The organism is Kitasatospora sp. NPDC008115, from assembly GCF_042957205.1.
Taxonomy (GTDB): domain Bacteria; phylum Actinomycetota; class Actinomycetes; order Streptomycetales; family Streptomycetaceae; genus Kitasatospora.
Window position 1 is genome coordinate 125,722 of record NZ_JBIBHU010000012.1, and the last position, 23,506, is coordinate 149,227.

General features: G+C 71.9%; 20 protein-coding genes and 1 riboswitch. Of the genes, 12 read left to right on the top strand and 8 right to left on the bottom strand.

Translation table 11 applies throughout. The features are described 5' to 3' along the window. Positions 1–163: 163 nt before the first annotated feature. From ACFZBX_RS17350 to ACFZBX_RS17370, 5 genes are all read left to right on the top strand, one after another. Positions 164–1,975, top strand: coding sequence for a glycoside hydrolase family 13 protein (locus ACFZBX_RS17350; RefSeq protein WP_391534589.1), 1,812 nt, complete (start codon positions 164–166; stop codon positions 1,973–1,975). Beyond that, entirely contained in the window at positions 1,972–3,315 is a 1,344-nt protein-coding gene (locus ACFZBX_RS17355) for an alpha/beta hydrolase (protein ID WP_391534590.1), read from the top strand. The genes ACFZBX_RS17350 and ACFZBX_RS17355 overlap by 4 nt, the downstream gene beginning before the upstream one ends. A 62-nt stretch (positions 3,316–3,377) precedes the next feature. Continuing rightward, positions 3,378–4,691 carry an extracellular solute-binding protein gene (locus ACFZBX_RS17360; RefSeq protein ID WP_391534591.1) on the top strand — a complete coding sequence of 438 codons (1,314 nt, stop codon included), beginning with the start codon at positions 3,378–3,380 and terminating at the stop codon, positions 4,689–4,691. Between the two features lie 48 nt (positions 4,692–4,739). Further along, positions 4,740–6,344, top strand: a complete 1,605-nt coding sequence (locus tag ACFZBX_RS17365; protein WP_391534592.1) for an ABC transporter permease subunit — start codon at positions 4,740–4,742, stop codon at positions 6,342–6,344. Next, entirely contained in the window at positions 6,341–7,216 is an 876-nt protein-coding gene (locus ACFZBX_RS17370) for a sugar ABC transporter permease (protein ID WP_391534593.1), read from the top strand. Before ACFZBX_RS17365 ends, ACFZBX_RS17370 begins: the two co-directional genes overlap by 4 nt. A gap of 21 nt (positions 7,217–7,237) precedes the next feature. Here the strand turns inward: ACFZBX_RS17370 and ACFZBX_RS17375 are convergent, their stop codons facing one another. Beyond that, positions 7,238–8,290 (bottom strand): ferritin-like protein, encoded by a 1,053-nt coding sequence (locus ACFZBX_RS17375; RefSeq protein WP_391534594.1) that lies wholly within the window; start codon positions 8,288–8,290, stop codon positions 7,238–7,240. Positions 8,291–8,624: 334 nt separating this feature from the next. Between ACFZBX_RS17375 and ACFZBX_RS17380 the strand changes: the two genes are divergently transcribed. Together ACFZBX_RS17380 and ACFZBX_RS17385 are read left to right on the top strand one after the other, a co-directional pair. Next, entirely contained in the window at positions 8,625–9,908 is a 1,284-nt protein-coding gene (locus tag ACFZBX_RS17380) for a VanZ family protein (RefSeq protein WP_391534595.1), read from the top strand. A gap of 556 nt (positions 9,909–10,464) precedes the next feature. Beyond that, a complete protein-coding gene (locus ACFZBX_RS17385) occupies positions 10,465–10,824 on the top strand; it encodes a VOC family protein (RefSeq protein ID WP_391534596.1) in 360 nt (119 codons plus the stop codon). 67 nt (positions 10,825–10,891) lie between these two features. Here ACFZBX_RS17385 and ACFZBX_RS17390 read toward each other — a convergent pair whose 3' ends face one another. The 3 genes from ACFZBX_RS17390 to ACFZBX_RS17400 form a co-directional block, all read right to left on the bottom strand. Beyond that, positions 10,892–11,782: a hypothetical protein gene (locus ACFZBX_RS17390; RefSeq protein ID WP_391534597.1), complete on the bottom strand. Its 891-nt coding sequence runs from the start codon at positions 11,780–11,782 to the stop codon at positions 10,892–10,894. Beyond that, positions 11,779–13,251, bottom strand: coding sequence for an MBL fold metallo-hydrolase (locus ACFZBX_RS17395; RefSeq protein WP_391534598.1), 1,473 nt, complete (start codon positions 13,249–13,251; stop codon positions 11,779–11,781). The genes ACFZBX_RS17390 and ACFZBX_RS17395 overlap by 4 nt, the downstream gene beginning before the upstream one ends. Positions 13,252–13,337: 86 nt before the next feature. Further along, a complete protein-coding gene (locus ACFZBX_RS17400) occupies positions 13,338–13,472 on the bottom strand; it encodes a hypothetical protein (RefSeq protein WP_391534599.1) in 135 nt (44 codons plus the stop codon). A 202-nt stretch (positions 13,473–13,674) separates the two neighbouring features. Between ACFZBX_RS17400 and ACFZBX_RS17405 the strand changes: the two genes are divergently transcribed. Then, positions 13,675–14,985, top strand: a complete 1,311-nt coding sequence (locus ACFZBX_RS17405; protein ID WP_391534600.1) for a multiprotein-bridging factor 1 family protein — start codon at positions 13,675–13,677, stop codon at positions 14,983–14,985. Here ACFZBX_RS17405 and ACFZBX_RS17410 read toward each other — a convergent pair. Together ACFZBX_RS17410 and ACFZBX_RS17415 are read right to left on the bottom strand one after the other, a co-directional pair. Beyond that, positions 14,982–15,788: an alpha/beta hydrolase gene (locus ACFZBX_RS17410; protein ID WP_391534601.1), complete on the bottom strand. Its 807-nt coding sequence runs from the start codon at positions 15,786–15,788 to the stop codon at positions 14,982–14,984. The two genes, ACFZBX_RS17405 and ACFZBX_RS17410, sit on opposite strands and share 4 nt — an antisense overlap. A gap of 283 nt (positions 15,789–16,071) precedes the next feature. After that, entirely contained in the window at positions 16,072–16,458 is a 387-nt protein-coding gene (locus ACFZBX_RS17415) for an ATP-binding protein (RefSeq protein ID WP_391534679.1), read from the bottom strand. A gap of 278 nt (positions 16,459–16,736) precedes the next feature. Between ACFZBX_RS17415 and ACFZBX_RS17420 the strand changes: the two genes are divergently transcribed. The 3 genes from ACFZBX_RS17420 to ACFZBX_RS17430 all read left to right on the top strand — a co-directional run bounded on the left by ACFZBX_RS17420 (position 16,737) and on the right by ACFZBX_RS17430 (position 18,212). Next, on the top strand, positions 16,737–17,591 hold the full coding sequence (locus ACFZBX_RS17420; RefSeq protein WP_391534602.1) for a helix-turn-helix domain-containing protein: 855 nt from the start codon (positions 16,737–16,739) through the stop codon (positions 17,589–17,591). A 29-nt stretch (positions 17,592–17,620) separates the two neighbouring features. Next, positions 17,621–17,830 carry a DUF397 domain-containing protein gene (locus tag ACFZBX_RS17425; protein WP_391534603.1) on the top strand — a complete coding sequence of 70 codons (210 nt, stop codon included), beginning with the start codon at positions 17,621–17,623 and terminating at the stop codon, positions 17,828–17,830. 160 nt (positions 17,831–17,990) lie between these two features. Continuing rightward, positions 17,991–18,212 (top strand): DUF397 domain-containing protein, encoded by a 222-nt coding sequence (locus ACFZBX_RS17430; RefSeq protein WP_391534604.1) that lies wholly within the window; start codon positions 17,991–17,993, stop codon positions 18,210–18,212. 70 nt (positions 18,213–18,282) lie between these two features. Here the strand turns inward: ACFZBX_RS17430 and ACFZBX_RS17435 are convergent, their stop codons facing one another. After that, positions 18,283–19,299 carry a ribonucleotide-diphosphate reductase subunit beta gene (locus ACFZBX_RS17435; RefSeq protein ID WP_350549819.1) on the bottom strand — a complete coding sequence of 339 codons (1,017 nt, stop codon included), beginning with the start codon at positions 19,297–19,299 and terminating at the stop codon, positions 18,283–18,285. Further along, entirely contained in the window at positions 19,299–21,719 is a 2,421-nt protein-coding gene (locus ACFZBX_RS17440) for a ribonucleoside-diphosphate reductase subunit alpha (protein ID WP_391534680.1), read from the bottom strand. Before ACFZBX_RS17440 ends, ACFZBX_RS17435 begins: the two co-directional genes overlap by 1 nt. Positions 21,720–21,901: 182 nt before the next feature. Beyond that, a riboswitch (cobalamin riboswitch) is annotated at positions 21,902–22,044 on the bottom strand. Between the two features lie 156 nt (positions 22,045–22,200). Here ACFZBX_RS17440 and ACFZBX_RS17445 point away from each other — a divergent pair. Then, positions 22,201–23,289 (top strand): hypothetical protein, encoded by a 1,089-nt coding sequence (locus ACFZBX_RS17445; protein ID WP_391534605.1) that lies wholly within the window; start codon positions 22,201–22,203, stop codon positions 23,287–23,289. The last annotated feature ends 217 nt before the right edge of the window (positions 23,290–23,506 follow it).

Genomic DNA, 23,506 nt, shown 5'->3' on the forward strand with positions numbered 1-23,506 from the left:
GGCCTGCATCCTACAAAGCCCGGCGCGGCGGGTCGCACACCAGGATGAAACAATCTTAGCAACGTATTGCGCAACAGTTTCATCGTCGTTACGGTTCCCTCGTCGGCCCCGGAAAGCGGAATGCCGGCATCCGTTAACCTGTGCACCCGCCCCGAGGAGCCCCATGGACCCGGCCAGCAGCCACCGCCTCGCCGCCCGCCACCAGCCGCACCACGACGGGTCCGCGCGCTACGTCGGCGACCTCGCCCCGCGCCTCGGGCAGCACGTCGACCTGCTGGTGCGGGTGCCCGCGGGACAGGACGTCGAGCGGGTGTTCCTGCGCTCCGTCCCGGACGGCGAGCCGCACTTCACGGCCGCCGCCGTCGACCGCGTCGACGACACCGGGGCCACCTGGTGGCGGGCCGCCCTGGAGATGGTCAACCCGGAGATGAACTACCGGTTCTGGCTGCACACCCCGGACGGCGGGCGCTGGCTCACCGCCGCAGGCCTGCACGACCACGACCTGCCCGACGCCACCGACTTCCGCCTCACCACCCACCCCGCCCCGCCAACCTGGGCCGCCGGCGCGGTGGTCTACCAGATCTTCCCGGACCGCTACCACCGCTCCGGCGACTCCCCGCTCGCCGCCTGGGCCCGCCCCGCCGACTGGGACACCCCGCTGCACACCGGCGACGCCGAGGCCCTCCAGCAGATGTACGGCGGCGACCTCTGGGGCGTGGTGCGCAAGATCGACCACATCCAGCGGCTCGGCGCCACGGTGATCTACCTGACCCCGTTCTTCGAGGGCCGCTCCAACCACCGCTACGACGCCGTCTCCTTCGACCGGGTCGACCCCGCGCTCGGCGGCGACGAGGCGCTGATCGCCCTCACCACCGAGGCGCACCGGCGCGGCATCAAGGTGATCGGCGACATCACCCTCAACCACTCCGGCGACCGGCACGACTGGTTCCGCGCCGCCCGGGCCGACCCGCGGAGCCCCGAGGCCGGCTTCTACTTCTTCGGCGAAGGCGGCCCGGACGACTACGCGACCTTCCTCGGCGTGCGCACCCTGCCGACCTTCGACCACCGCTCCGCCGAACTGCGCCGCCGCCTCTACGAGGGCCCCGACTCGGTGATCGCCAAGTACCTCGGCGCACCCTTCCACCTGGACGGCTGGCGGGTCGACGTGGCCCAGATGGCCGGCCGCCGCGGCGACGTCGAGCTCAACCGCCTGGTCGCCACCACCGCCGCCGCCACCGTCCGGGCCGCCAACCCCGACGCCGTCCTGCTCGCCGAGCACCAGCACGACGCCTCGCTCGCCCTGGCCGGCGACGGCTGGCAGGGCACCATGAGCTACGCCGGCTTCACCCGCCCGGTCTGGAGCTGGCTCGTCGAGAAGCACGACCAGAAGGACTTCTGGGCCGTCCCCGGCCCGATCCCCGACTACGACGGCGCCCGGCTGCGCGCCACCATGACGGCCTTCGGTGCCGCGCTGCCCTGGCGCAGCCGCGCCCACAACCTGACCCTGCTGGACTCGCACGACACCGCCCGGTTCCGCACCTTCGCCGGTCCGGAGCGCCAACTGCTCGGCGCGGCCCTGCTGTTCACCCTGCCCGGCATCCCCATGGTGTTCTCCGGCGACGAGGTCGGCGTGCTGGGCGAGGGCCTGGAGGAGGGGCGCAAGCCGTTCCCCTGGGACGAGTCCGCCTGGGACCAGCACACCTGGCGCACCTACCGCGACCTGGTCCGGCTGCGCCGCGGCCACAGCGCGCTGACCGGCGGCGGGCTGCGCTGGCTGATCGCCGAGGGCGACGTCCTGCTGTTCGAGCGGGAGGACGAGCGGGAGCGGATCCTGGTGCAGATCAGCCGGGCCGACCACCCACCGGTGGCCGGCGAGTGGCACGCCACCCACCTGCTCGGCGGGCCGCAGCTGGTCCCCGGCCGCGACCTGCCCTGCGAGGGCCCGGCCGTGCACGTCTGGTCGGTGGCCCGATGAGCGCGACCACCGTGCGCCGCGGCCGGATCGAACGGATCCCCGCCTTCCGCTCCGAACTGCTCGGCAACGAACGGGACCTGCTGGTCCACCTGCCGCCCGGCTACGACGACCGGCCGGACGCCCACTACCCGGTGCTCTACCTCCACGACGGCGGGCAGGTCTTCGACCAGGGACAGCAGCCCACCTGGGCGGTGGACCGGACGCTGGAGGCGCTCTACGCCGAGGGCCTGGTCCCGGAGCTGATCGCGGTCGCCGTGCCCAACGCCGGCGCCGACCGGGGCGTGGAGTACTCGCACGTCGCCGAGTACTGGCGCACCCCCGGCACCCCGCTGAAGGGCCACCGCTACGAGGCCTTCCTGACCGACGAGGTCAAGCCGTTCGTCGACGCCCGCTACCGCACCAGGACCGGCCCGGAGCACACCGCGCTGATGGGCTCCTCGATGGGCGGCCTGGTCACCTACCACATCGCCTTCCGCCGCCCCGAGGTCTTCGGCCTGGCCGCCGTCCTCTCCCCGTTCCTCACCCACGTCGATCCGGACGACCTCGGCGAGAAGGTGGTGCACGAGCACTACCGGCGGCGCGGGCCGCGGCGGATCTGGCTGGACATCGGCGGCCGGGAGGGGCTGATCATGGCCCGGCCCGCCCGCGAACTGGCCGCCCGACTGGTCGACGAGGCCGGCTACACCTCCGGCGCCGACCTGCTCTACTACGAGGACCCGGACGCGCCGCACCACGAGAACGCCTGGCGCCCGCGCGCCCGGCACGCGCTGCTCCACCTGTTCGGCGCGCCCTCGCCGGTGCGCGCCCTCACCGTCGAGCCCGAGATCACGCTCGCGCCCGGGGAGACCTGGAGCGCCGTCAACCCGGTCGCGGACCGCGCCGACGGCGTCCGGTACACCGCGCTGGAGGCCGGCTACCGGGTCGAGCACCCCGAGGTGGCGGCCGTCTCGCCGCACGGCGGGCTGCTGCCGCTCACCGCCGGGCGCACGGCGGTCACCGTCCGGGCGCACGGGCTGGCCGGGCGCACCGAGGTCGCCGTCGACCCGGAGCTGCCCGCCCACCCGGTCCTGGAGGTCACCGTGACCGTCCCGCCCGGAACCCCCGACGACGCCCCCGTGATGTTCGGCCCGCTGCCCTGCGCCCCGGCCGGCCCGGGGCGGTTCCGCGGCCGGATCGCCGTCCCGCGCGGCACCGGTTTCGACGGCGGCGTCTCGCGCGGCTGGGGCCTGGACGCCGTCGACGCCGACGGCCGGCGGGTGCTGCACCCGCTGCGGGTCGACCGCGACACCCGGCTCGACCTCACCGTCGAGCGCTGGCACCGGCCGGCCGACGGCATCTGACCCGCCCCCTCCCGACGACGGCCCACCCCCCGCACCCCTCCCGGACGAAGGAGTCTCGGACCATGCGCCACCGGATCACCCGCCACCGGACCATCCACCGCAGAACCGCCGCGCTCGGCCTGCTCGCCCTGCTGGTCACGGCCTGCGGCGGCACCTCCCCCTCGGCCGGCCCCGCGTCCGCCGGCACCGCCGCCGCGGACGGGCCGACGACCGCCCCGCCGATCGGCGCCGCGGAGGGCGACCTGGTGATCTGGGCCCAGACCCAGCAGGCCGCCGCCCTGCAGCCGCTCGCCGAACGCTTCGGCAAGGAGCACGGCGTCAAGGTCACCGTCGCCCCGCAGTCCGTCAACACCCAGCAGGCCTACGTCACGGCCACCAACGCGGGCAAGGGCCCCGACCTCGTCGTCGGCGCCTCCGACTGGCTCGGCAACCTGGTGCAGAACGGCACGGTCGCCCCCGTCCCGCTGACCGCGCAGCAGAAGGCGCTGTTCCAGCCCGCCGCCCTGGCCGCCGTCGCCCAGGACGGCCAGCAGTACGGCCTGCCGTACGCGACCGAGACCCTGGTGCTGTTCCGCAACACCGAACTGGCCCCGGCCGCGCCCGCCACCTTCGAGGACCTCGCCACCGCCGCCGCCGAGGCCGTCCGCTCCGGCAAGGCGGAGGTCCCGCTGGCGCTGCCGGTCGGCCAGCAGGGCAACGCCTACGCCCTGCAGCCGCTGTTCACCTCGGCCGGCGGCTACCTGTTCGGCGCCAAGCCGGACGGCGGCTGGGACACCGCGGACCTCGGGGTCGGCGGCCCGGGCTCGATCGCGGCCGGCGAGCTGTTCAAGCAGCACGGGGAGAAGGGCACCGGACTCCTCAACCGCTCGGTCGACACCAACGCCATCTCGCTGTTCACCGGACGCAAGTCGCCGTACCTGGTGGCCGGGCCGTGGGCGCTCGGCCAGGTCAAGCAGGCCGGCCTGCCGTACGCCATCTCCCCGGTGCCCGGCTGGGCCGGCAAGGGACCGGCCCGCCCCTTCATCGGCGTCCAGGCCTTCTACCTCTCCGCCAAGACGAAGAACCAGCCGCTCGCCCAGGAGTTCCTGCTGCGCGCCATCGGCTCGGAGGAGGGCCAGCTGGCGCTCTACCAGGCCTCGCCGGAGCCGCCCGCGCTGAGCTCCGCCCTCGCCAAGGTCACCGCCGGCGACCCGGACATCGGCGCCTTCGCGGCCGCGGGCGAGGCCGGGCAGCCGCTGCCGACCATCCCCGCGATGAACGCGATCTGGGGCCCGCTCGGCCAGGCCGAGGCGAGCATCGTCGCCGGCGCCGACCCGGCCGAGACCATGCGCCAGGCCGGCGAGGCCATCCGCGCCGCCCTCGGCACCGGCCACTGACACCCCCGGCGCCCCGCGCCCCTCCCGGACGGACCAGGGACCATCCCCATGACCTCCCCCACCCTTCAAGGCAGCAGGCGCCCGGCCGCCCCCGCCGCCGGGCCCCCGGGGCGCCGGCCCCGCCGGGCCGGTGCCCTGACCGCGCAGCTGGTGAAGATCGCCCTGCTGTCCGGGGTCACCGCACTCGCCCTCTTCGCCGCGCCCAAGCTCTACCAGGACGGCCACTGGGCCGGCCTCGGCGTCCTCGCCGCGGGCACCGGCGCGACCTTCTGGGTCTACCTCTCGCCGCGCCGGCTCGCCGCCAAGTACCTGCTGCCAGCCACCGTGCTCTTCCTGGCCTTCGTGGTCTACCCCGTGCTCCACATCGTCGCCGTCTCCTTCACCGACTACGGCGACGGACACCTGCTCACCAAGGAGCAGGCCGTCCGCACCCTGGTCGACAACTCCGTGGAACCCGTCCCCGACGGCGCCTCCTACACGCTCACCGTCGCCACCGAGGCGGCCGGCGGCCCGCTCGTCCTGCTGCTCACCGACCCGGCGACCGGCCGGACCGAGGCCGGCACCGCACGCGGCCTGGCCCCCGCCCCGGCCGGGACGGCGACCGCCCCCGACGGCCGGGTGACCGCGGCACCGGGCCTGCGGATCCTCACCATCGGCCAGGTCAACGCCCGGGCCCAGGAGCTGAAGGAGCTGCGGGTCCCGGTGGACGGCGGCTTCGTGATCGGCCAGGGACTCTCCTCGGCCACCACCGCCCGGCCCACCCTGACGTACGACGGCCGGGCCGACACCCTCACCGACTCCCGCGGCGGCACCGTCTACCGCGCCGAGGACGGCCGCTTCACCGCCACCGACGGCTCCGGGCGGACCCTGCCCACGGGCTGGCAGCGCACCGTCGGCTTCGCCAACTTCACCGCCGTGCTCACCAGTCCGGCCGTCCGCGGCCCCTTCCTCTCCGTGCTCGCCTGGACCTTCGGCTTCGCCGCGCTCTCCACCGGCGCCTCCTTCGCGCTGGGCCTCGGCCTCGCCTTCACCCTGCACCACCCCCGGCTGCGCGGTCAGCGGGCCTACCGCTCGCTCCTGCTGCTGCCGTACGCGATGCCCGCGTTCATCGGCATCCTGATCTGGCAGAGCATGTACAACCGGGACTTCGGGCTGCTCAACCAGCTGCTGCACACCCGGATCGACTGGCTCGGCGACGTGTGGAGCGCGCGCTTCGCGGTCGTCCTGACCAGTCTGTGGCTCGGCTTCCCCAACATGCTGCTCATCTGCACCGGGGTGCTGCAGTCGATGCCCGCCGAACTGAACGAGTCCGCGCGGATCGACGGCGCGGGCCCGTGGACGGCCTTCCGGGCGGTGACCTTCCCGCTGCTGCTGGTGGCCGCCTCGCCGGTGCTGATCTCCTCCTTCGCCTTCAACTTCAACAACTTCAACGCCGTCCAACTGCTCACCGGCGGAGGCCCGTTCGACGGCGCGGGCGGCACGGCCGGCGCCACCGACATCCTGATCAGCTACACCTACCGGGTGGCCTTCGGCGGGCAGGGCGCCCAGTACGGCTTCGCCGCCGCCCTGTCGATCCTCATCTTCCTGCTGGTCGGCCTGATCACCCTGGTGGGCTACCGCCGCACCCGCGCCCTGGAGGAGCTGAACGCATGACCACCACCACGACTGCCCCGGCCGTCCGATGGCTGCGCCGGTTCGGCTGGCGGCACCTGGTCGCCCTCCTCGCCGTCGGCTTCGCGCTGTTCCCGCTGCTGTTCGTGTTCTCCGCCGCGCTCAACCCGCTCGGCACCCTGCAGTCCTCCACGCTGGTGCCGGAGCACGCCTCGTTCGCCAACTTCACTGCGCTGTTCACCGACGAGCAGTACCCGTTCGGCCGCTGGCTGGCCAACACGGCGCTGATCTGCGGCAGCTTCGCCGTCCTCAACGTGCTGCTCGGGGTCTGCTCGGCGTACGCGTTCTCCCGCTTCCGCTTCCGGGGTCGGCGGGTGGGACTGCTCACCGTCCTGCTGGCGCAGATGTTCCCGCAGTTCCTCGCGGTCGTCTCGCTCTACTTGCTGTTCGCCGGGATCGGCGACGTCCTGCCCGCGATCGGCCTGGACACGCCCTGGGGGCTGCTCCTGGTCTACCTCGGCGGGGCGATGGGCGTGAACACCTGGCTGATGAAGGGGTACCTGGACACCATCCCGAAGGAGATCGACGAGGCCGCCAAGGTGGACGGGGCCGGGCACGCGCAGATCTTCTTCCGGATCATCCTGCCGCTGGCCGCGCCGATGCTGGTGGTGGTCGGGATCCTCTCGCTGACCACCGCGCTCAACGACGTCATCCTGGCCGGCATCTTCCTGACCTCCAACGAGTCCAAGACGGTGGCGGTCGGCCTCTACGGGATCATCTCCGGCCAGCAGGACCAGAACTACGGCCTCTTCGCGGCCGGGGCGCTGGTGACCTCGCTGCCGGTGATCGTGGTCTACCAGTTCCTCCAGCGCTACCTCGCCCAGGGGCTCACCGCCGGCTCCGTCAAGGGCTGAGCCGGCGGCGGGCCCGCGGCGTCAGGCGACGAACAGCCACTCCGGGCCGTAGGTGAAGTGGGGGTTGGCGGGGAGCTTGACGGCGTTGATCTTCTGGGCGGTGCGGCGCAGGTCGCCCATCAGGCCGATGGCCGGGAAGATGTCCTCCCCGCCGGGGCCCCACGCCGCCTCCAGGGCGCGCAGCATGTCGCTGTAGTCCTGGTTGAAGGTGCGCAGGAGTTCGGCGGTGGCCGCGTCGGGCTCGTTGCCGGGCGAGTTGGCCCAGCCGCCCTGGGGGACGCGGGCGACCGGGAAGGTGTCCGGCAGCGGCACGTCGGGGCCGACGAAGTCGAACTTCCCGGTCTGCGGGTCCTGGATGAATTTCTTGCCGACGGCGATCTCCTTGAAGGCGTAGTAGTGGGCGAGTTCACCCGGGGCGCCGGGGAAGGGGTTCTCCGGTGAGGCGGTGGTGCCCTCGCCCTGGGCCTGGATGATGTGGATGGCGCTCAGGACGTCGCCGAGGGCGTTCATCGGGACGATGTCGTTGCCGGCCCCGTGGCTGGAGCCGAGCGGGAACTCCACCTGCCGCTCGCCGGTGAGCAGATGGGCGAACTTGGGGAAGACGTCGGCGATCCGCTGGTAGAAGGCGCCGATGGTGTTGCCGTCCGCCGCGAAGCCGAGCGGGAACTCCGGCTTCTCGATGGCGGCGAACAGCTCGGCGGACTCCCGGGTCAGCCCGCTGAGGAACACCTCCAGACCGGGGTTGACCCCACCGGGCAGCTCCCCGGGGTACTTCGGCACGGTGAGCGGATCGGTGAGGACGACGGTGCCGCCGATGCTGGTGAGCATGTTGCACACCAGCCCGAAGTGCGACATCTCGTCGAACACGATCTCCCGGAAGGTGTGCCGCACCGGCTTGCTGTTGTCCGGATCGGTGATCGACCACAGCGCGGTCGCGTACGGCGGGATCGTCGACAGCTCCAGCATGATGGCGCGCTGCAGCGCGTCCTTCAGTTCCTGCTCGCTCCAGTCGTCCTCGGCCATGCTCATCAGCCGGACGATCTCGTCGGCCTCGTAGTCCAGCACCCTGCTCATACCGTGTCCCCTTCCGATCGGTCGTGGCCGGACCGTATTCGGGAACGCATCACCTACAGCCCCATCCCGCCCCACCACCCCCCGATTTCACCCGGACGCCCCCACCCGCCCCGCCCGCACCACCTGCACCACCCGCCCCGCCGGGCCAGGAGGGGGAAGAGCACGCCCCTTGCCCGGATCAGGGGTGTAGGGAAGGCTTTCGGTCTGCCGGGCCGTGCCACAGCTGGGCTTCGTCCCGCTGCCGGCGAACTGCGGTGCGGTCGGCCAGATGTGGGTCTCCGCAGACCACGCCGGACCACCCCTGCTCACTGCCCGACCGGATCCCGGAAGACCGATGATCGAAGCGATTCTCTCCTCAGCTCCAGCTCTCTTCCCCGTCTTCGCCGCGCTCGGCCTGGTTCTCGGAAGCCTGGCGTTATGGCAAGCCCGGCCCAGGCAGTGGCCGGTGGTCGCCGCAGTGCTCTGGGGGCTGTCGCTGGCGGGAGAGGTCGCGGCGACGCTCACGCCGACCAGCTCCGGGTCGTCAGGGAAGCCGACGTGTTCGATCGGTACCGGGGTGTGGGAGACGGCCGCCACTCCGCAGGGACTGATGAACATCGCCCTGTACGTGCCGCTCGCCTTCTTCGCCACGCTGGTCCTGCGTCGGCCGCTGACCGTACTCGCGGCGTGCGCGGTGCTCTCCGCCGTGACCGAGGTCGGCCAGACCATGCTGGGAACCGGCCGCTCCTGCGACGCCGCGGATCTCGTCGACAATGGTGCCGGCGCGCTCATCGGCACGGTGGCCGCGGTCGTCTGGTTGTGGCTCCGCCGCCACAAGCCGCTGTTCGGACGTCGGGACGTCCTCCACGGCCTCGCCACAACCGGCACCGGCCTCGCCGCCGTCACGGCCGCCATCTGGCTGTTCGTACCGCTCCATCACGACGCGGCAGGCTTCAACGCACACGCCGCGGCCGAGGATACCGAGACGCCCCAGCGCATCGCCGCTCAGCTCTTCGGTCCCGGAACCTTGTTGCAGACCACCCACGTGGCGACCATCCCCGAGGAGCCCTCCCAGTCGATCCTCGACGCCACCACCGACCGCGGCCGGTTCCGGATCGAGTGGCCCGCCGGGCGCCTTCTCCTCAGTGCCTCGGCCAACAGCCAGATCGACCCCGGGCCGCTCACCCGGGACCAAGTCCTCAAGGTCGGCACCGACTTCGCGACGACCTGGTTCTTGGACCTCACGCGGGCCCTGACACCGACCCTGACCTCCACGGACACGGCGGGCGGCGCCTACCTGCTCACCTACCGCCGGTACAACGCCGACAACGTCCTGATGCCCATGCGCGTGGACATCACCGTTTCCACCTCCGGCCGGGTCATGGCGTCCTCCGCGCGGTGGGACACCGACCCCCAGTTGCCGCACCCCACCGTCACCGCCGACACGGCCAAGCGCCGGGCAGCCGCCGCCGTGCCGGGATCCCGCGCGGACACCACCTTCCTCCTGGCGAAGCAGATCGACGGACAGTGGCGGCCCTGCTGGGCGGTCAACCTCATCAAGCCGGGCGAGACCCAGAGCTCGGGCACGGTCGAGTTCATCGACGCCGTCACCGGGCAGTCCACGGCACACCAGGGGTGAGTGCGCCGACCGCCGAGTCCGGCGAGGCCATCGCACGCTCGTCGGCACGCGCGACGAGACGGTGTCGGGACGGCTTTGGCTCGCACACGTTGTGCGTGCCCCGCACGCGCCGTGCGTCCATACCGGGTTCGTCTGTTCCGGCAGGGCGGCGGTCCCTAGCGTCGTTCATGTGGTCAGCGGGCCCGGCTCTCCGGTACCCCGTTCCAGGCCACCGCTGCCCCGCCCGCACAGGCGGCCGGGGCAGCGTCCACACCACTCGACGCCATCGAGAGGAGCACCACATGACCGTCATGTCGACCGAGCCGGAGTACCGGAGCGACCCTGTCCGACATGCCTCAACTTCCGCGCCGAGGCCATTGGTTGCCACTAGGGTGACGGCAGGTCGAGAGTCGGAGGGTGCTGCCCGCCGGGCCAAGCTCGCAGCGTGACGTCAAGCCGTTGCGGAAATCAGGGGGCTACCGGCGGTATGACGCCTTCACGTCATGCTCCAGGACCCCGCGCGGAGCGCAGGAACCAAGATCCGGAACTCAGAAGGCAACCCCTGTGGAGGTAGGCCGTGTTCAGCACCGTTCGTACCGTGATGACCTTCGCCGTGGATCCCGAGGCGTCGGCCCGGTGGTGGGGTGAGCTCCTGGACGTCCTCGTGAAAGTGGACGTCAGCGACACCGGGGCCGTCTACGCCTGGGTGGAGGTCGGCGGGGTCGAGGTCGGCTTCCACCCGGTGGACGACGAGCGCAACCCCAGGGGCGGCAGCCCGGTCGTGTACTGGGGCGTGGACGACGTCGACCAGGTCCGGGAGCGGCTGCTGGCGGCCGGCTGCGAGCACCACCGAGGCCCGCTGGCCATCGAGCCGGGGCGGCGGATTGCCCAGCTGCGCGACCCGTTCGGCACCATCGTCGGCATCGAAGGCCCGTAGAACGCGCGGAACGTCCGGTGCCCCCGCTGAACCTTGGAGGTCAGCGGGGGCACCGGGCCTTCGGCGGTCACCGGTCCAGGCCGTGCAGGCTCTCCAGCCCGGTGGCCGCAGCGTACGCACGCAGGGCCGACTTCAACGAGCCCGCCGTCCAGCGGGCGCCCCCGGCCGCGGTGGCGTCGAGGTACAGGCCCAGCACCTGAGCGGGGCTGAGCTCGTGCCCGGCCTGCCGTAGGACGGCGGGCAGGGTGACCAGGTCGATCAGCCCGGTCACGTCCGGGCGCACGCTCTCCACGTCGAGGAGCACCACCTCGCCGTCCGGGCGTCGGCGCAGGTGCTCAGGCTTGAGGTCGAGGTGACCGAGCGGCACCAGGCCAGGGCCGAAGGCGTCCGCGTGCGCGGCCAGCACCTCGGCGTACGCTCCCGGGTCCGCGATCCAGACCGGCGCCGGGGCGCTCTGCAGGGAGACGAGGGTGAAACCGGACATCGCCTCGGCGGCCTCCCCGGCCAGCCGCAGCGAGGCGGTGTGGACGGCGGCGACGTGCTCGGCCAGCACCGCGGGCGTCCGCGGCCCGCTCCAGTCGGCGGGCTCGGGCAGGTACTCCAGCAGCAGCGACAGCGACTCCTCGCCCTCCGCGTACAGCCGGGCGACCGGCGCGGTGTCGGCCAGCAGCGCGTACGCCAACGTCTCCCCGGCGTAGGCGGCCGGGTCGGCGTGGAGCTTGAGCACCAGCGAGCCCTCCGGCGGCGGCCGGTGCACTGCGAACACCGCAGCGGTGTACCGGGCACTGATCACGCTGAGCCTGCCGTTCACGCCGGGGTGGTCGGCGGCGAGGGCTCGGTGGGCTCGGGGGAGGAGGTCGACGGGGTCGGTGGGCATCGGGGTGGCCAGCCATCCGGCCGGACGGGTGCGGGCGAGCCCGGTCAGGGCCTCGGCGGCGGTGGCCGGTGCGGTGGTCACCGCCTTCCCGCCGGGGCGGTGATGCCGGCGGCCATGGTGGTGTAGGAGCGGGCGGCGAGATCGGGGCGCTGGTGCTCGCCGTAGATGCCGAAGAAGGCGTAGACGAGGCTGTCCAGCGGGCGGCCGATGTGCCAGCACTCCATCGCGCCGCCGGCCACGTCCCACACCTGCAGGCGGCCGGTGAGCAGGGCGAGGTAGTCCTGGAAGAACATCTCGGCGCCGAACGGGTAGGCGGCCATCGCTTCCTCGCGGCCGGTCGCCTCGACCTGGACGAAGTCGGCGGTGGTGACGTCCCAGGCGTACTGCAGGAGCTCGCCGCCGGGAGCGTCCTTGAGTCGCAGCACCGCGCGGTGGGGGCCGAGCGGGCCGGAGAGGTACTCGTGGATGCTGCACGCCAGCATGCCGGCGCCGGTGGCCAGCAGTTCGCGGCCCAGCCGCGGCAGCTCCGCCGTCACGACCGCGAGGGCCTGGTCAAGGTCGGCGGACGGCTCGGCGAGCGGGGAGAGCTCGACGGTGCCGGGGTCGGCGAGGAACGCGGCGTGCGTGACCAGTGCCTCGTACTCGAAGTCGTCGTCGATCCGCACCCAGCCCACCTGGTCCGACGTCACCTTCTCCGCCGGTGAGGCCGGGACGGTCAGCCGCTCGCCCGGGCGCGGGCCGTGGACGTGGAAGAGGTTCTGCAGGCCGTTGGCGGCCTCGGCCATCTTCGGGTGGTCGGAGTAGAGGAACGGTCCGTGCGGGGAGGCCGGGGGCAGGAAGCCGTTGCCGCACAGCGCCACGTCCTGGATGCCGTCCAGCGGGGCGAGGACTTCGAGCAGCAGCTGGTTGAGCACGCTCAGGCCGGTCTTGTGCCGGGTGCCGTCCACGCCGGGCAGCAGGTTGACCGAGGAGGCGGGCATGCCGGGCGGCACGATCTGGGAGTTGTTGGAGACCACCGCGACGCGGGGCCCGGGCTGGGCTCCCTCGGCGACCTGCTGCAGGTACAGGTCGGAGGGGTCGGCGTCCACCGCGATGAACACGGCCGGGCCGTCGCCGACCCGCAGGCAGGGCTGGACGACGCGGTCCTCCCAGAACAGGGTCCGGGCCCCGGCCGGGTAGAGGGTGACGCGCAGGGCGCCCAGCTCGATCGGGGTGGTGTGGTCGATCCGGCGCACGGTGAACCCGAGCCCGGCGATCGCCTCTTCGACCGGGGCGGGCAGCAGCGGACCGCTGTAGACGGGCACGGCGCGGTCAAGCAGGTCGAGGGAGGGCAGGTGGAAGTGGTCGAGGTGCTCGTGGGTAAGCACGACGGCGTCCGGGCGGGGCATCAGGCGGTGGTCGATGGCGCGCGGCGGCCACACCCGGCACTCGGCCCGGCCGGGCAGGCCGAACGCCTCCTTGAGGACGGGGTCGATCAGCACGCGGTGGCCGCCGCCCTGGACCAGCCAGGTCTGGTGGCCCAAGAACGTCAGCTCCAGGCGGGTGTCCACAGGTTGCCTCCTTGATGTGCGGGACCGGGGAGTGGAGAGCCCGGGCGGGCGGGACGGCCCCAGCCGCCCCGCCCGCCCGGAGTACCTCAGTGGTGGTAGGTGTGCGGGGCGGCGGCCAGCGCGCCGGTGCCGACGAACCGGCTGACCTTGGCCTGGAGCGCGGCGACCTTCTTCGGGTCGAGCGTGACCGCGGTCTTCGCCGGGGTGGTGGCCTTCTTCATGGCGCAGTCCTCCTTGTGTGGAAGGGGTGTTGGGAACTCGGCCAGCGGGCCGGTCCGGTGCTCACAGTTCACCGCCGCGCGCCGCCAGGGTCGAGGCCGGATCGCCGGACGCTTCACCGGACACCGTGACGGGTAGGTACCGGCCTCTCGCTGACGGTGGCCATGATGGCTACCGTGGTGGTCCTGGAATCCGGGGGTGCCCATGCCCGAACACGCCGTTGCCAACTGGCGCATCGTCGCCGCCCGCGTCGAACGCGGCTGGCACACCCAGGAGGAATTCGCCGCCGCGTACGAGGACAAGGCCCGCGAGCTGCGCGAGCAGGCCAGGATCTCGGTGCGGCAGGTGAGGCGGTGGGAGTCGGGCGAGTCGACCTGGCCCAACCGGGACGCGAGGCGCGTACTGGAGGCGATGTTCGACTGCTCGATGGAGGACCTCGGCTTTCGCCGACCCGCCCGGCCCACCGGGCGGCGCCCCGGCGGGAGCGGACGACAGATGGAGGAGCACGTGCAGCGCCGGGCGTTTCCGGGCTTGGCGGGCGTGGTGCCGGTGCTCGACCTCACAGCCCTGGAACACCTCACCGCAGCCGCCCACGGCGCCCGCCGCCACGGCGAGCGTGAACTTCTGGGACATCTGCGGACCGAGCTGGACGACGCCGCCCGATCCGACGGGTTGTCCGGCCCGCACGAGGCGCTGCCCACCGTGCTGGGCATCCTGGCCGCGATCAATTCCGCCGCTCGTACCGCCGGTGAGGATCTGCGGTGCGAGCTGCTGGCCCTCGGCGCACGGGGCGCCGAACTGGCCGCCTGGCTCCACCGCGACGCCGGCGCCCCCGCCCAGGCCGTCGCGTACTGGCATCACCAGGCGAAGGAGTGGGCGACGTTCACCGGCGACGGCGCGATGCACGCCTACGTCCTGCTCCGCCAGGCCCAGGCCACCGAGCGCACCGACGCGGCCCGGATGCTCGACCTCGCCCGCGCCGCCACCACCGGCCCCTGGACCCTGCCCCCGCGACCCCGCGCCGAAGCCCTCCAGCAGGAGGCCCGTGCGCTTGCCCTCACCAGCGCCGGCGCCGACCAGGTGACCCGCGTCCTCGACCGCGCGCACGCCGCTCTCGACCAGGCAGACCCGGCGATCGGCCCCGCCACGTGCACCGGCCCGCTCGGCGACGGCTACACCAGGCAGCGGTTGATGATGCAGAGCGCGATCTGCTACCGCGAGGCCGGCCAGAGCGAACTGGCCGTCAGCCTCTTCCGCGAGTACCTCACCACCAAGGTGTTCGCGCCGCGCGACCGCGCGTTCTTCACCGCCCAGTACTCCGGCGCCCTGGTCGCTGCCGGCGAACCGGACGAGGCCGCTACCACGGCGTGCGAAGCCCTCGCCCTGGCCGCGGGCGCCCGATTCGGGCAAGCCCTCGCCGAACTCCACCGCACTGCCGACGTTCTCGCGCCGTACGCCCGGCGCCCGGCCGTACGGGAGTTCCGCCAGCGCCTCGGCGAGCTGACCGCCGCCTAACCGAGGAAGGCGCTCACGCGCTCGATGACCTCGCGTTGCCACGCCTGGGACTGCGGGTGCAGGTACTGCGGGTCGTCGTGGACGGCGAAGCCGTGCTGGGCGCCGTCCAGCTCCACCAGCTCCACCGGCCCTCCGAACATCGGCCGGTGCCGACGGGAGGACTCGATGGGTACGAAGGTGTCCGCGGTGCCGTGCACCATCAGCACCGGCGCCCGCACCCCGGCCAGGATCGCTGGGGTGTCCAGGTAGAAGACCTCGTTCAGTAGGGCCCGGTTCAGCTCGAACGGCGACTTCTCGGTGAAGCCCTGCTCCTCCAGCCGCACCGCCATGTCCCCGGACAGGTAGTCCCCAGACCAGCCCGGCCGGGAGGTGACGTACCGCTCCTTGTAGTCCAGCCGCGGGTTGAGCAGCACCAGCTTGTCGACGTCGTCGGGCCGGTGGGCGGCGTGCAGGGCTGCGGCCCCGCCGGAGAACGAGGTGGCGATCATGTGCACCGGGCCCGGGCGGCGCGTCTCCGCGCGCAGGTGGTCGCCGGCCGCGCGGATGTCGTTGGTCACCGAGGCGATCGTCAGCTCCGACTCCCGCCCGCCGCTGGCCCCGTGCGCCCGCAGGTCGAACCGCAGGCTGGTCACCCCCGCAGTGGCGAGACCGGCGGCCAGGCGGGTGAAGAAGCTGCCCTCCTCCCGGGTCGCGCCCGATCCGTGGACCAGCACCGCCATCCCGGCCGGCGTCTCCGCCGAGCAGACCGTGCCGAACAGCGCGGTACCGTCAAGGGACTGAAACGCCGTCTCGTGATCAACCATAAGCAGATGGTAGCCACCCGATGGGGGCATTGGGGCGGGACCGCTACAGGCCGACCGGCACTTCCAAGATCACGTCATGGCCCCTTTGGCACGTACCTTGGCTGGATCCCTTGAGCAGGCCGTACGAATAGGAGGCTCTCGTTCCTGGCCGGGGCCAAGAGTGGGGAGTATTCGAGCGGCTGAACCTCCTTTTGGTTCCCCGTACGGCTGCGGCCGTGCGGGGCACCGGCGCGTTTGTCTGGTTTCCGCCCCGCCCGGCGGGGGCCGCCGGGCGGGGCGGTGCTCAGGCGGCGGAGCGGTCGGGGGAGACGTGGCACCAGACGAACTTGCCGATGCCGTTGATGCGGGGGCAGCAGCCCCACTCGGTGGCCAGCTCGTGGACGAGGAGGAGGCCTCGGCCGGCCTCGTCGGAGTCGGAGGCGGCGCGGAGAGCGGGCTTCTCGCTGTCGGCGTCGTGCACCTCGATCCGGAGGATGCGGTTCGGGGCGAGGTGGAAGCGGATCAAGATCAGCCGGTCGCGCGGGGCGTGGGCGTGCTGGACGGCGTTGGTGACCAGCTCGCTGACCAGCAGCTCGCCGGAGGGGAGGAGGAGTTCGCCGGAGGGATGGGGGTGGAGGAAGGAGCGGAGCTCCTGACGGGCGATGCGGGGCGACTTGCGGTGCCGGGGCAGCCAGCAGGTCCGCTCGGTGGGGGTGGGGAGACGGTTTCAGGCATGGCGGAGCCACCTCCGGAGTGTGCGGGGTGAAGACGGCTGAAGAAGGCATGGGGATGCCCGGGTGGTGAGCCCGCCACGACTACTCCGTGTGGTGCAGCTCACTACGTCAAGTAGCATGCACCCGTGCTGATGCAATCTGCAAGCAGAACGTCTGCAACGATGCAGAAATCGCTACGCTGGATTGACGAATCATCACAAGGCAGACTGGGACTCGCCAGGGAGAGGACTTGCGCATGGCTGACGAACTGAGGCCGACGGTCCGTGCCCGCCGACTTGGATCGGAGCTTCGCCGTCTGCGTGAAGCTGTCGGCAAGGGAACTGACGACGCGGCGCAGGCCCTCGCCTGCTCTCGCGCAAAGATCAGCCGCATAGAGACCGGGGCGTCCGGTGTTCGCCGGCTGGACCTTGGGATTCTGCTGGATCTGTACGGGGTGGCAGGGAGAGAGCGCGAGGCTCTTGAGAAGCTGTCAAGGGAGAGCAAGAAGCGCGGTTGGTGGCACGATTACGGCGATACGATCCCGCTGGCCTATGCGGACTTCTTGGGGCTTGAAGGGGATGCCCGCTACATCCGCACCTGGCAATCCATGGTCGTGCCAGGCTTGTTGCAGACCGAGCACTATGCCCGTGCAGTACTGGAAGCCAATCCGGCTGCCGTCCGTCCGGAACGCATCGACCAGCTTGTCGAGATTCGGATGGAGCGGAAGGAAGTTCTCTCCCGGGCGGACCCGGCCAGATTCTGGGCGATCATCTGGGAGCCTGCGCTCAGGTGCCCTGTTGGAGGTAGGGGTGTCCAGCGAGCGCAGCTGGAGTACCTTGCAGAGGCTGCCCAGCTTCCGAACATCACCTTGCAGGTTGTTCCAATGGAGGTTGGCGCCACGGCTGGCGCGTGCGGAGCGTTTGTGATGTTTGGGTTCACCGACTCCCCGAATCCTGGGGCGGTCTTCCTGGAGACGCTGACGAGTAGCCACTACATGGAGCAGCAAGCGGAGCTGGACGGCTATGGCCTGGTCTTCGAGTACCTTCGCTCATCAGCCCTGAACCCTGCGAACTCGCTGGATATGATCTCCGCGATCGCGACGGAGATGTGAGCACGAGACCAAACAGAGGTGTGAGCGCAATGACCGTACCGGAAGTCGCTGTTCGGAATTGGTACAAGAGCAGTTACAGCGCTCAGGCGAACGATTGCGTGGAGGCTGGCCACCTCGCATCGGCTGGGATGGCTGTTCGTGACTCCAAGGATCCAGACGGACCTGTGCTGGTGTTCGCGGAGGACGCCTGGGCTTCGTTCGTGGCCGGGGTCAAGGGCGGGGAGTTCCCGAGCGGCTGAAGCAACGGAGGTGCCCCGCACGGCCAGGCCGTGCGGGGCACCTCCGCCTCTGGCTTCATTCGCAGGGATGCTCGTCGAAGGGTGCTCGCCCTGCCCGGCGTGATCGCCGGGCAGGGCGACAGGCGCGTTCGTCAAGCACATCGCGAAAGGAAGTGTGGCGATGAGTGGCATCCTCCAGAGCTCGGCCGCTGCCAGCCTGATCTGGCGAAAGTCCTCATACTCTGGCGCCCAGAGTGACTGTGTCGAGGTGGCTGTTGGGTTGTCCGGCGCAGTGCCGGTGAGGGATTCGAAGGATCCGGGCGGGCCGGCGTTGGTGTTTGCGGCTGAGGCTTGGGCGTCCTTCGTCGCCGGGGTCAAGGGTGGGGAGTTTCCGGGCGGCTGACATGACAGAGGTGCCCCGCCCGGCGTGAAGCCGGGCGGGGCACCTCTGCGTTCGTCCTCTGTCCTCTTGTTTAGAAGTCGTCGTCGAAGGAGACCGAGCCCTCCACGGCGACCTGGTACGCGGAGACCCGGCGCTCGAAGAAGTTGGTCAGCTCCTGGACGTTCTGCAGCTCCATGAAGCCGAACGGGTTCGTCGAGCCGTAGCGGATCGGGAGGCCGAGGCGGGCCAGGCGCTGGTCCGCCACGGCCTGGAGGTACTCCCGCATCGACTCGGTGTTCATGCCGGGGAGGCCGTCACCGCAGAGGTCCTGGGCGAACTGGAGCTCGGCCTCGACGGCCTCCTCCAGCATCTCCGTGACCTGCTTGGCCATCTCGTCGTCGAAGAGGTCGGGCTCCTCCTCGCGGACGGTGTCGACCACCGAGAACGCGAAGTCCATGTGCATGGACTCGTCGCGGAACACCCAGTTGGTGCCGGTCGCGAGACCGTGCAGCAGGCCCCGGCTGCGGAACCAGTACACGTACGCGAACGCGCCGTAGAAGAACAGGCCCTCGACGCACGCCGCGAAGCAGATTAGGTTGAGGAGGAACGCGCGGCGGTCCTCCTTGGTCTGCAGCGAGTCGATGTGGTCGACCGCGTTCATGTACTTGAAGCAGAACTGGGCCTTCTGGTGGATGGAGGGGATGTTCTCCACCGCCGCGAAGGCCGCGTTGCGGTCCTCCGGGTCCGGAAGGTAGGTGTCCAGCAGCGTCAGATAGAACTGGACGTGCACGGCCTCCTCGAACAGCTGGCGCGACAGGTACAGCCGCGCCTCCGGGGAGTTGATGTGCTTGTAGAGGCTCAGCACCACGTTGTTCGCGACGATCGAGTCACCGGTCGCGAAGAACGCGACCAGCCGGCCGATCATGTGCCGCTCGCCCTCGCTCAGCTTCGCCAGGTCGGCGACGTCCGAGTGCAGGTCCACCTCCTCCACCGTCCAGGTGTTCTTGATGGCGTCGCGGTACCGGTCGTAGAACGACGGGTAACGCATCGGGCGCAGCGTCAGCTCGAAGCCGGGGTCGAGCAGCATCTTGCGGTCTTCGGAGCTCATTACTGGCAGGCCTCGCAGGACTCGGGGTTCTCCAGGGAGCAGGCCAGCGCGGCCTCTTCCTCGGGGGTGAGGGTCGGGGTGCCGGCCGGGATCGTGTTGGCGGGCACCGGCGCGGCGGCGCGGGCGGTGCCCGACGCGGCCTGGGCGATCCGGGTGGCCGGGCGCGAGCGCAGGTAGTAGGTGGTCTTCAGACCGACCTTCCACGCGTAGGCGTACATCGAGCTGAGCTTGCCGATGGTCGGCGCGGCCATGAAGAGGTTCAGCGACTGGCTCTGGTCGATGTACGGCATGCGCGCGGCGGCCAGGTCGATCAGCGCGCGCTGCGGCAGCTCCCACGCCGTGCGGTACAGCGAGCGGACCTCGGCGGGCAGCCAGCCGAGCTCCTGCACCGAGCCGTTGGCGTCGCGCAGCGCGTCGCGGGTCTGCTGGTCCCAGACGCCCAGCTCCTTGAGGTCGCGCACCAGGTACGGGTTGACCTGGAGGAACTCGCCGCTCAGGGTCTCGCGCTTGAACAGGTTGGACACCTGCGGCTCGATGCACTCGTACACGCCGGCGATGGACGCGATGGTCGCGGTCGGGGCGATGGCGAGCAGCAGCGAGTTGCGCAGGCCGGTGACGGCGATCCGGGAACGCAGGGCGTCCCAGCGTCCGGCCCACTCGGGCGCGGCCGAGGGGAAGTGGTCGATGTGCAGCTCGCCGCGGGCGGCGCGGGTCTCGCCGTAGGCCTCGTGGCGGCCCAGCTGCTCGGCCAGGTCGGCGGAGCGCTCGTAGGCGGTGAGCATGATGCGCTCGGCGATCAGCGTGGACAGCCGCGCGGCCTCGGCGGAGTCGAAGTCGATCCGCAGCTGGAAGAAGACGTCCTGGAGGCCCATCACGCCGAGGCCCACCGGCCGCCAGCGCGAGTTGGAGGCGCCGGCCTCGGGGGTCGGGTAGAAGTTGATGTCCACGACGCGGTCGAGGAAGGTGACGGCCGTGCGCACGGTGGCGTCCAGGCGATCCCAGTCCATCGCGTTCAGCAGGTCGCCGGCCGACGCGCTAGGGGCGACGTGGGCGCCGAGGTTGACCGAGCCGAGGTTGCAGACGGCGGTCTCGGAGTCGTCGGTGACCTCCAGGATCTCCGTGCAGAGGTTGGAGGAGTGCACCGTGCGGCCGGGCAGCGCGGTCTGGTTGGCGGCGCGGTTGGAGGCGTCCTTGAAGGTCATCCAGCCGTTGCCGGTCTGCGCGAGGGTGCGCATCATCCGGGCGTAGAGGGTCTGCGCGGGGATGGTGCGCACGGCCTTGCCGGCCAGCTCGGCCTTGCGGTAGGCCTCGTCGAACTCCTCGCCCCACAGGTCGACCAGCTCGGGGACGTCGGCGGGGGAGAACAGCGACCAGTCGGCGTTGGCGTTGACCCGGCGCATGAACTCGTCCGGGATCCAGTGCGCCAGGTTGAGGTTGTGGGTGCGGCGCGCCTCCTCACCGGTGTTGTCGCGCAGCTCCAGGAACTCCTCGATGTCCGCGTGCCAGGTCTCCAGGTAGACGCAGGCCGCGCCCTTGCGGCGGCCGCCCTGGTTGACGGCGGCGACCGAGGAGTCGAGGGTGCGCAGGAACGGCACGATGCCGTTGGACTTGCCGTTGGTGCCGCGGATCAGCGAGCCGCGCGAGCGGATCCGGGAGTAGGACAGGCCGATGCCGCCGGCGTGCTTGGACAGCCGGGCGATCTGCGCGTAGCGGGAGTAGATCGAGTCCAGGTTGTCCAGCGGGGAGTCCAGCAGGTAGCAGCTGGACATCTGGGGGTGCCGGGTGCCGGAGTTGAAGAGGGTCGGCGAGGAGGTCAGGTACTCCAGCCGGCTCATCAGGCGGTAGAGCTCGGCGACCTCGGCGACCGACTGCTCGGTGTCGCCGACCGCCAGGCCACAGGCGACACGGAGCAGGAAGTACTGCGGGGTCTCGACGACCTTGCGGGTGATCGGGTGGCGCAGCAGGTACCGGGACTGCACGGTGCGCAGGCCGAAGTACTCGAAGCGGTCGTCGCCCTTCGGGTCGACCAGGGCGTCCAGGGCGGCGGTGTGCTTGGCGACGAAGTCGGCGGTGGTGTCGCCGATCAGGCCCTCGGCGTGGCCGACCGCGATCGAGGTGGAGAACGAGACCACGCCCTGGCTCGCCGCCTCGTCCACGATCTCCAGCGCGAGCAGGCGGGCCGCGAGCTTGGAGTACTGCGGGTCCTCGGCGATCATCGACGCGGCGGCGTCGACGGCCAGGCCGCGCAGCTCGGCGAAGTCCGAGCCGGCGTGGCGGCCGCGGAGCGCGGCGGCGGCGACATGGCCGGGGTCGACCTGGGGGAGGTCGGCGCTGCGGTCGGTCAGGAGGCGCAGGAGCGCACCGCCGGGGTCGGAGACCGTCGGGTCGGCGGGGGCGGAGCTGGAACCCTGGGCGGGCAGGGTGGCTGAGGCAGCGGTGGTCAAGGCGCTCTCTCCTGGCGGCGGTCGGCGGCGTGGCTCGGGGCACCGGACCGTTCGGGGCAGGGGAACTCGCCGCGCGGCCCGGAGGCGTCGCGCGCGTGTCGTCCCCGGCCCGCCCGCGAGGCCCGGATGGTGGTGCTGGTGCCATGGCCCCTGCGGGGAGGCGTCGGCACGCCGTCGGCAGGTACTCGGACTCGCGGAGCCCCTCGGGGAGGCGGCCGCACACCGCTGCGGGGCAGTCCCGGACTCGCACCGGGTTCCCCTGCGTCGACAGCAGGAGTGAGCATACATCTAGTGGTGCTCGCTCGATGCGACACCACATGTTGTGCAGCGTGGCGTGTTGCTCCGATGACCGGTGGTACCGGGGTGGGGCCGCGGGGGCCCGTGGAGGCGTCCGTTCTGAAACGGATTGGTCACCGGATCGGTCGCTCGTCGGGTGCATGCCCTACGATCTCGGCACATGAGCGAGGGAACGGGCGCTCCGGGGGAGTGGGCCAGTCGGGCCGTGCCGCCGGAGCAGGGTCAGCAGCCTGGCGCGCTGGGTCAGGTGCCGCAGCCGGGGCAGCCGCCGGTGCCGCCGCCCGGCGGGTTCGGGCCGCCTGCGACGCCGTACGTCCAGCCGGGGGCCGGGGTGCCGCCGCAGGGCCAGCCGCCGGTGGCGCCGCACGTGCCGTCCGGCGCGGTGCCGTACCCGCAGCCGGGGCCCCCGCCGGGACCTCAGCCTCCGCAGCCGCAGCCCGGGCCTCCGCAGCCGGCCCAGTTCGCCGCGTGGTCCCAGCAGCCGTCCACGCCCCCGCCCCTCTCCGCGAACGAGCCGGACTGGAACGCGATGGCGGACCGGCACGCCGACGAGTCGCGCCGCCGCAAGAAGCTGTGGATCGGCGTCGTGGTCGCGGCCGCCGTCCTGGTCGGCGGCGTCGTCGGGGCCGGCGTGTGGATCAACGGCCGGGACAAGGGCGACGACCCGAAGCCGACCGCGGGCCCGACCACGGCCGGCAGCCCGTCCGCCACGGCCACGCCCACCGAGCAGGCGCTGGCGGTCATCTCCGACGCCGCCACCGACAAGCTGCCGGTGGACGCGGCGACGCTGTTCCCGGACCAGACCCGGACCATCGACGGCAAGGTGTGGACCCGTCAGGTGACCGGTTCGACCGCCCCCTGCTCCAAGGCGACCACCGGCGGGCTCGGCCTCGCGCTCGGCGACGACACCTGCCGCTCGGTGGTCCGCGCGACGTACGTCAACGGCGAGAGCGCCGTCACGGTCGGCGTCGCCGTCTTCGACAACAAGGCGGGCGCGGACCGGGCGATCGGCCGGCACGCGGGCCTGATCCAGGGTCTGTCCGGCACCGGTGTCGCGATGTTCTGCGTCACCGACAAGTCGGGCTGCGCCGAGACGCACGCCTCGATCGGCCGCTTCGGCTACTTCACGGTGGCCGGCTCCCTGAAGCAGGGCACCGACCAGAGCGACCAGCTCGCCGCGGCCGCCGCCGGCCCGCTGGCGGAGCGCACCAAGGACGTCCTGCTGGCCCGCGGCAGCCGCACCGGCTGACCGCCGGCCGGGAGGGGACGGCCCGCGACGGGCGGCCCGGGGCGGTCGGATAGGATGACCGCCCTCGGGGGAGGGATCGCGCGATGTGCCCCCCCGCGGCCGCCCGGACGGGGAATCAGCGAGCAGGAGGTACCGCGCGGTGAGCGCTGCCGTCAATGCGACCAGCAGACGGCGCAGAGCGGCGGGCCGCAGACGCGGAACGGGCGAGCCCGTTCCG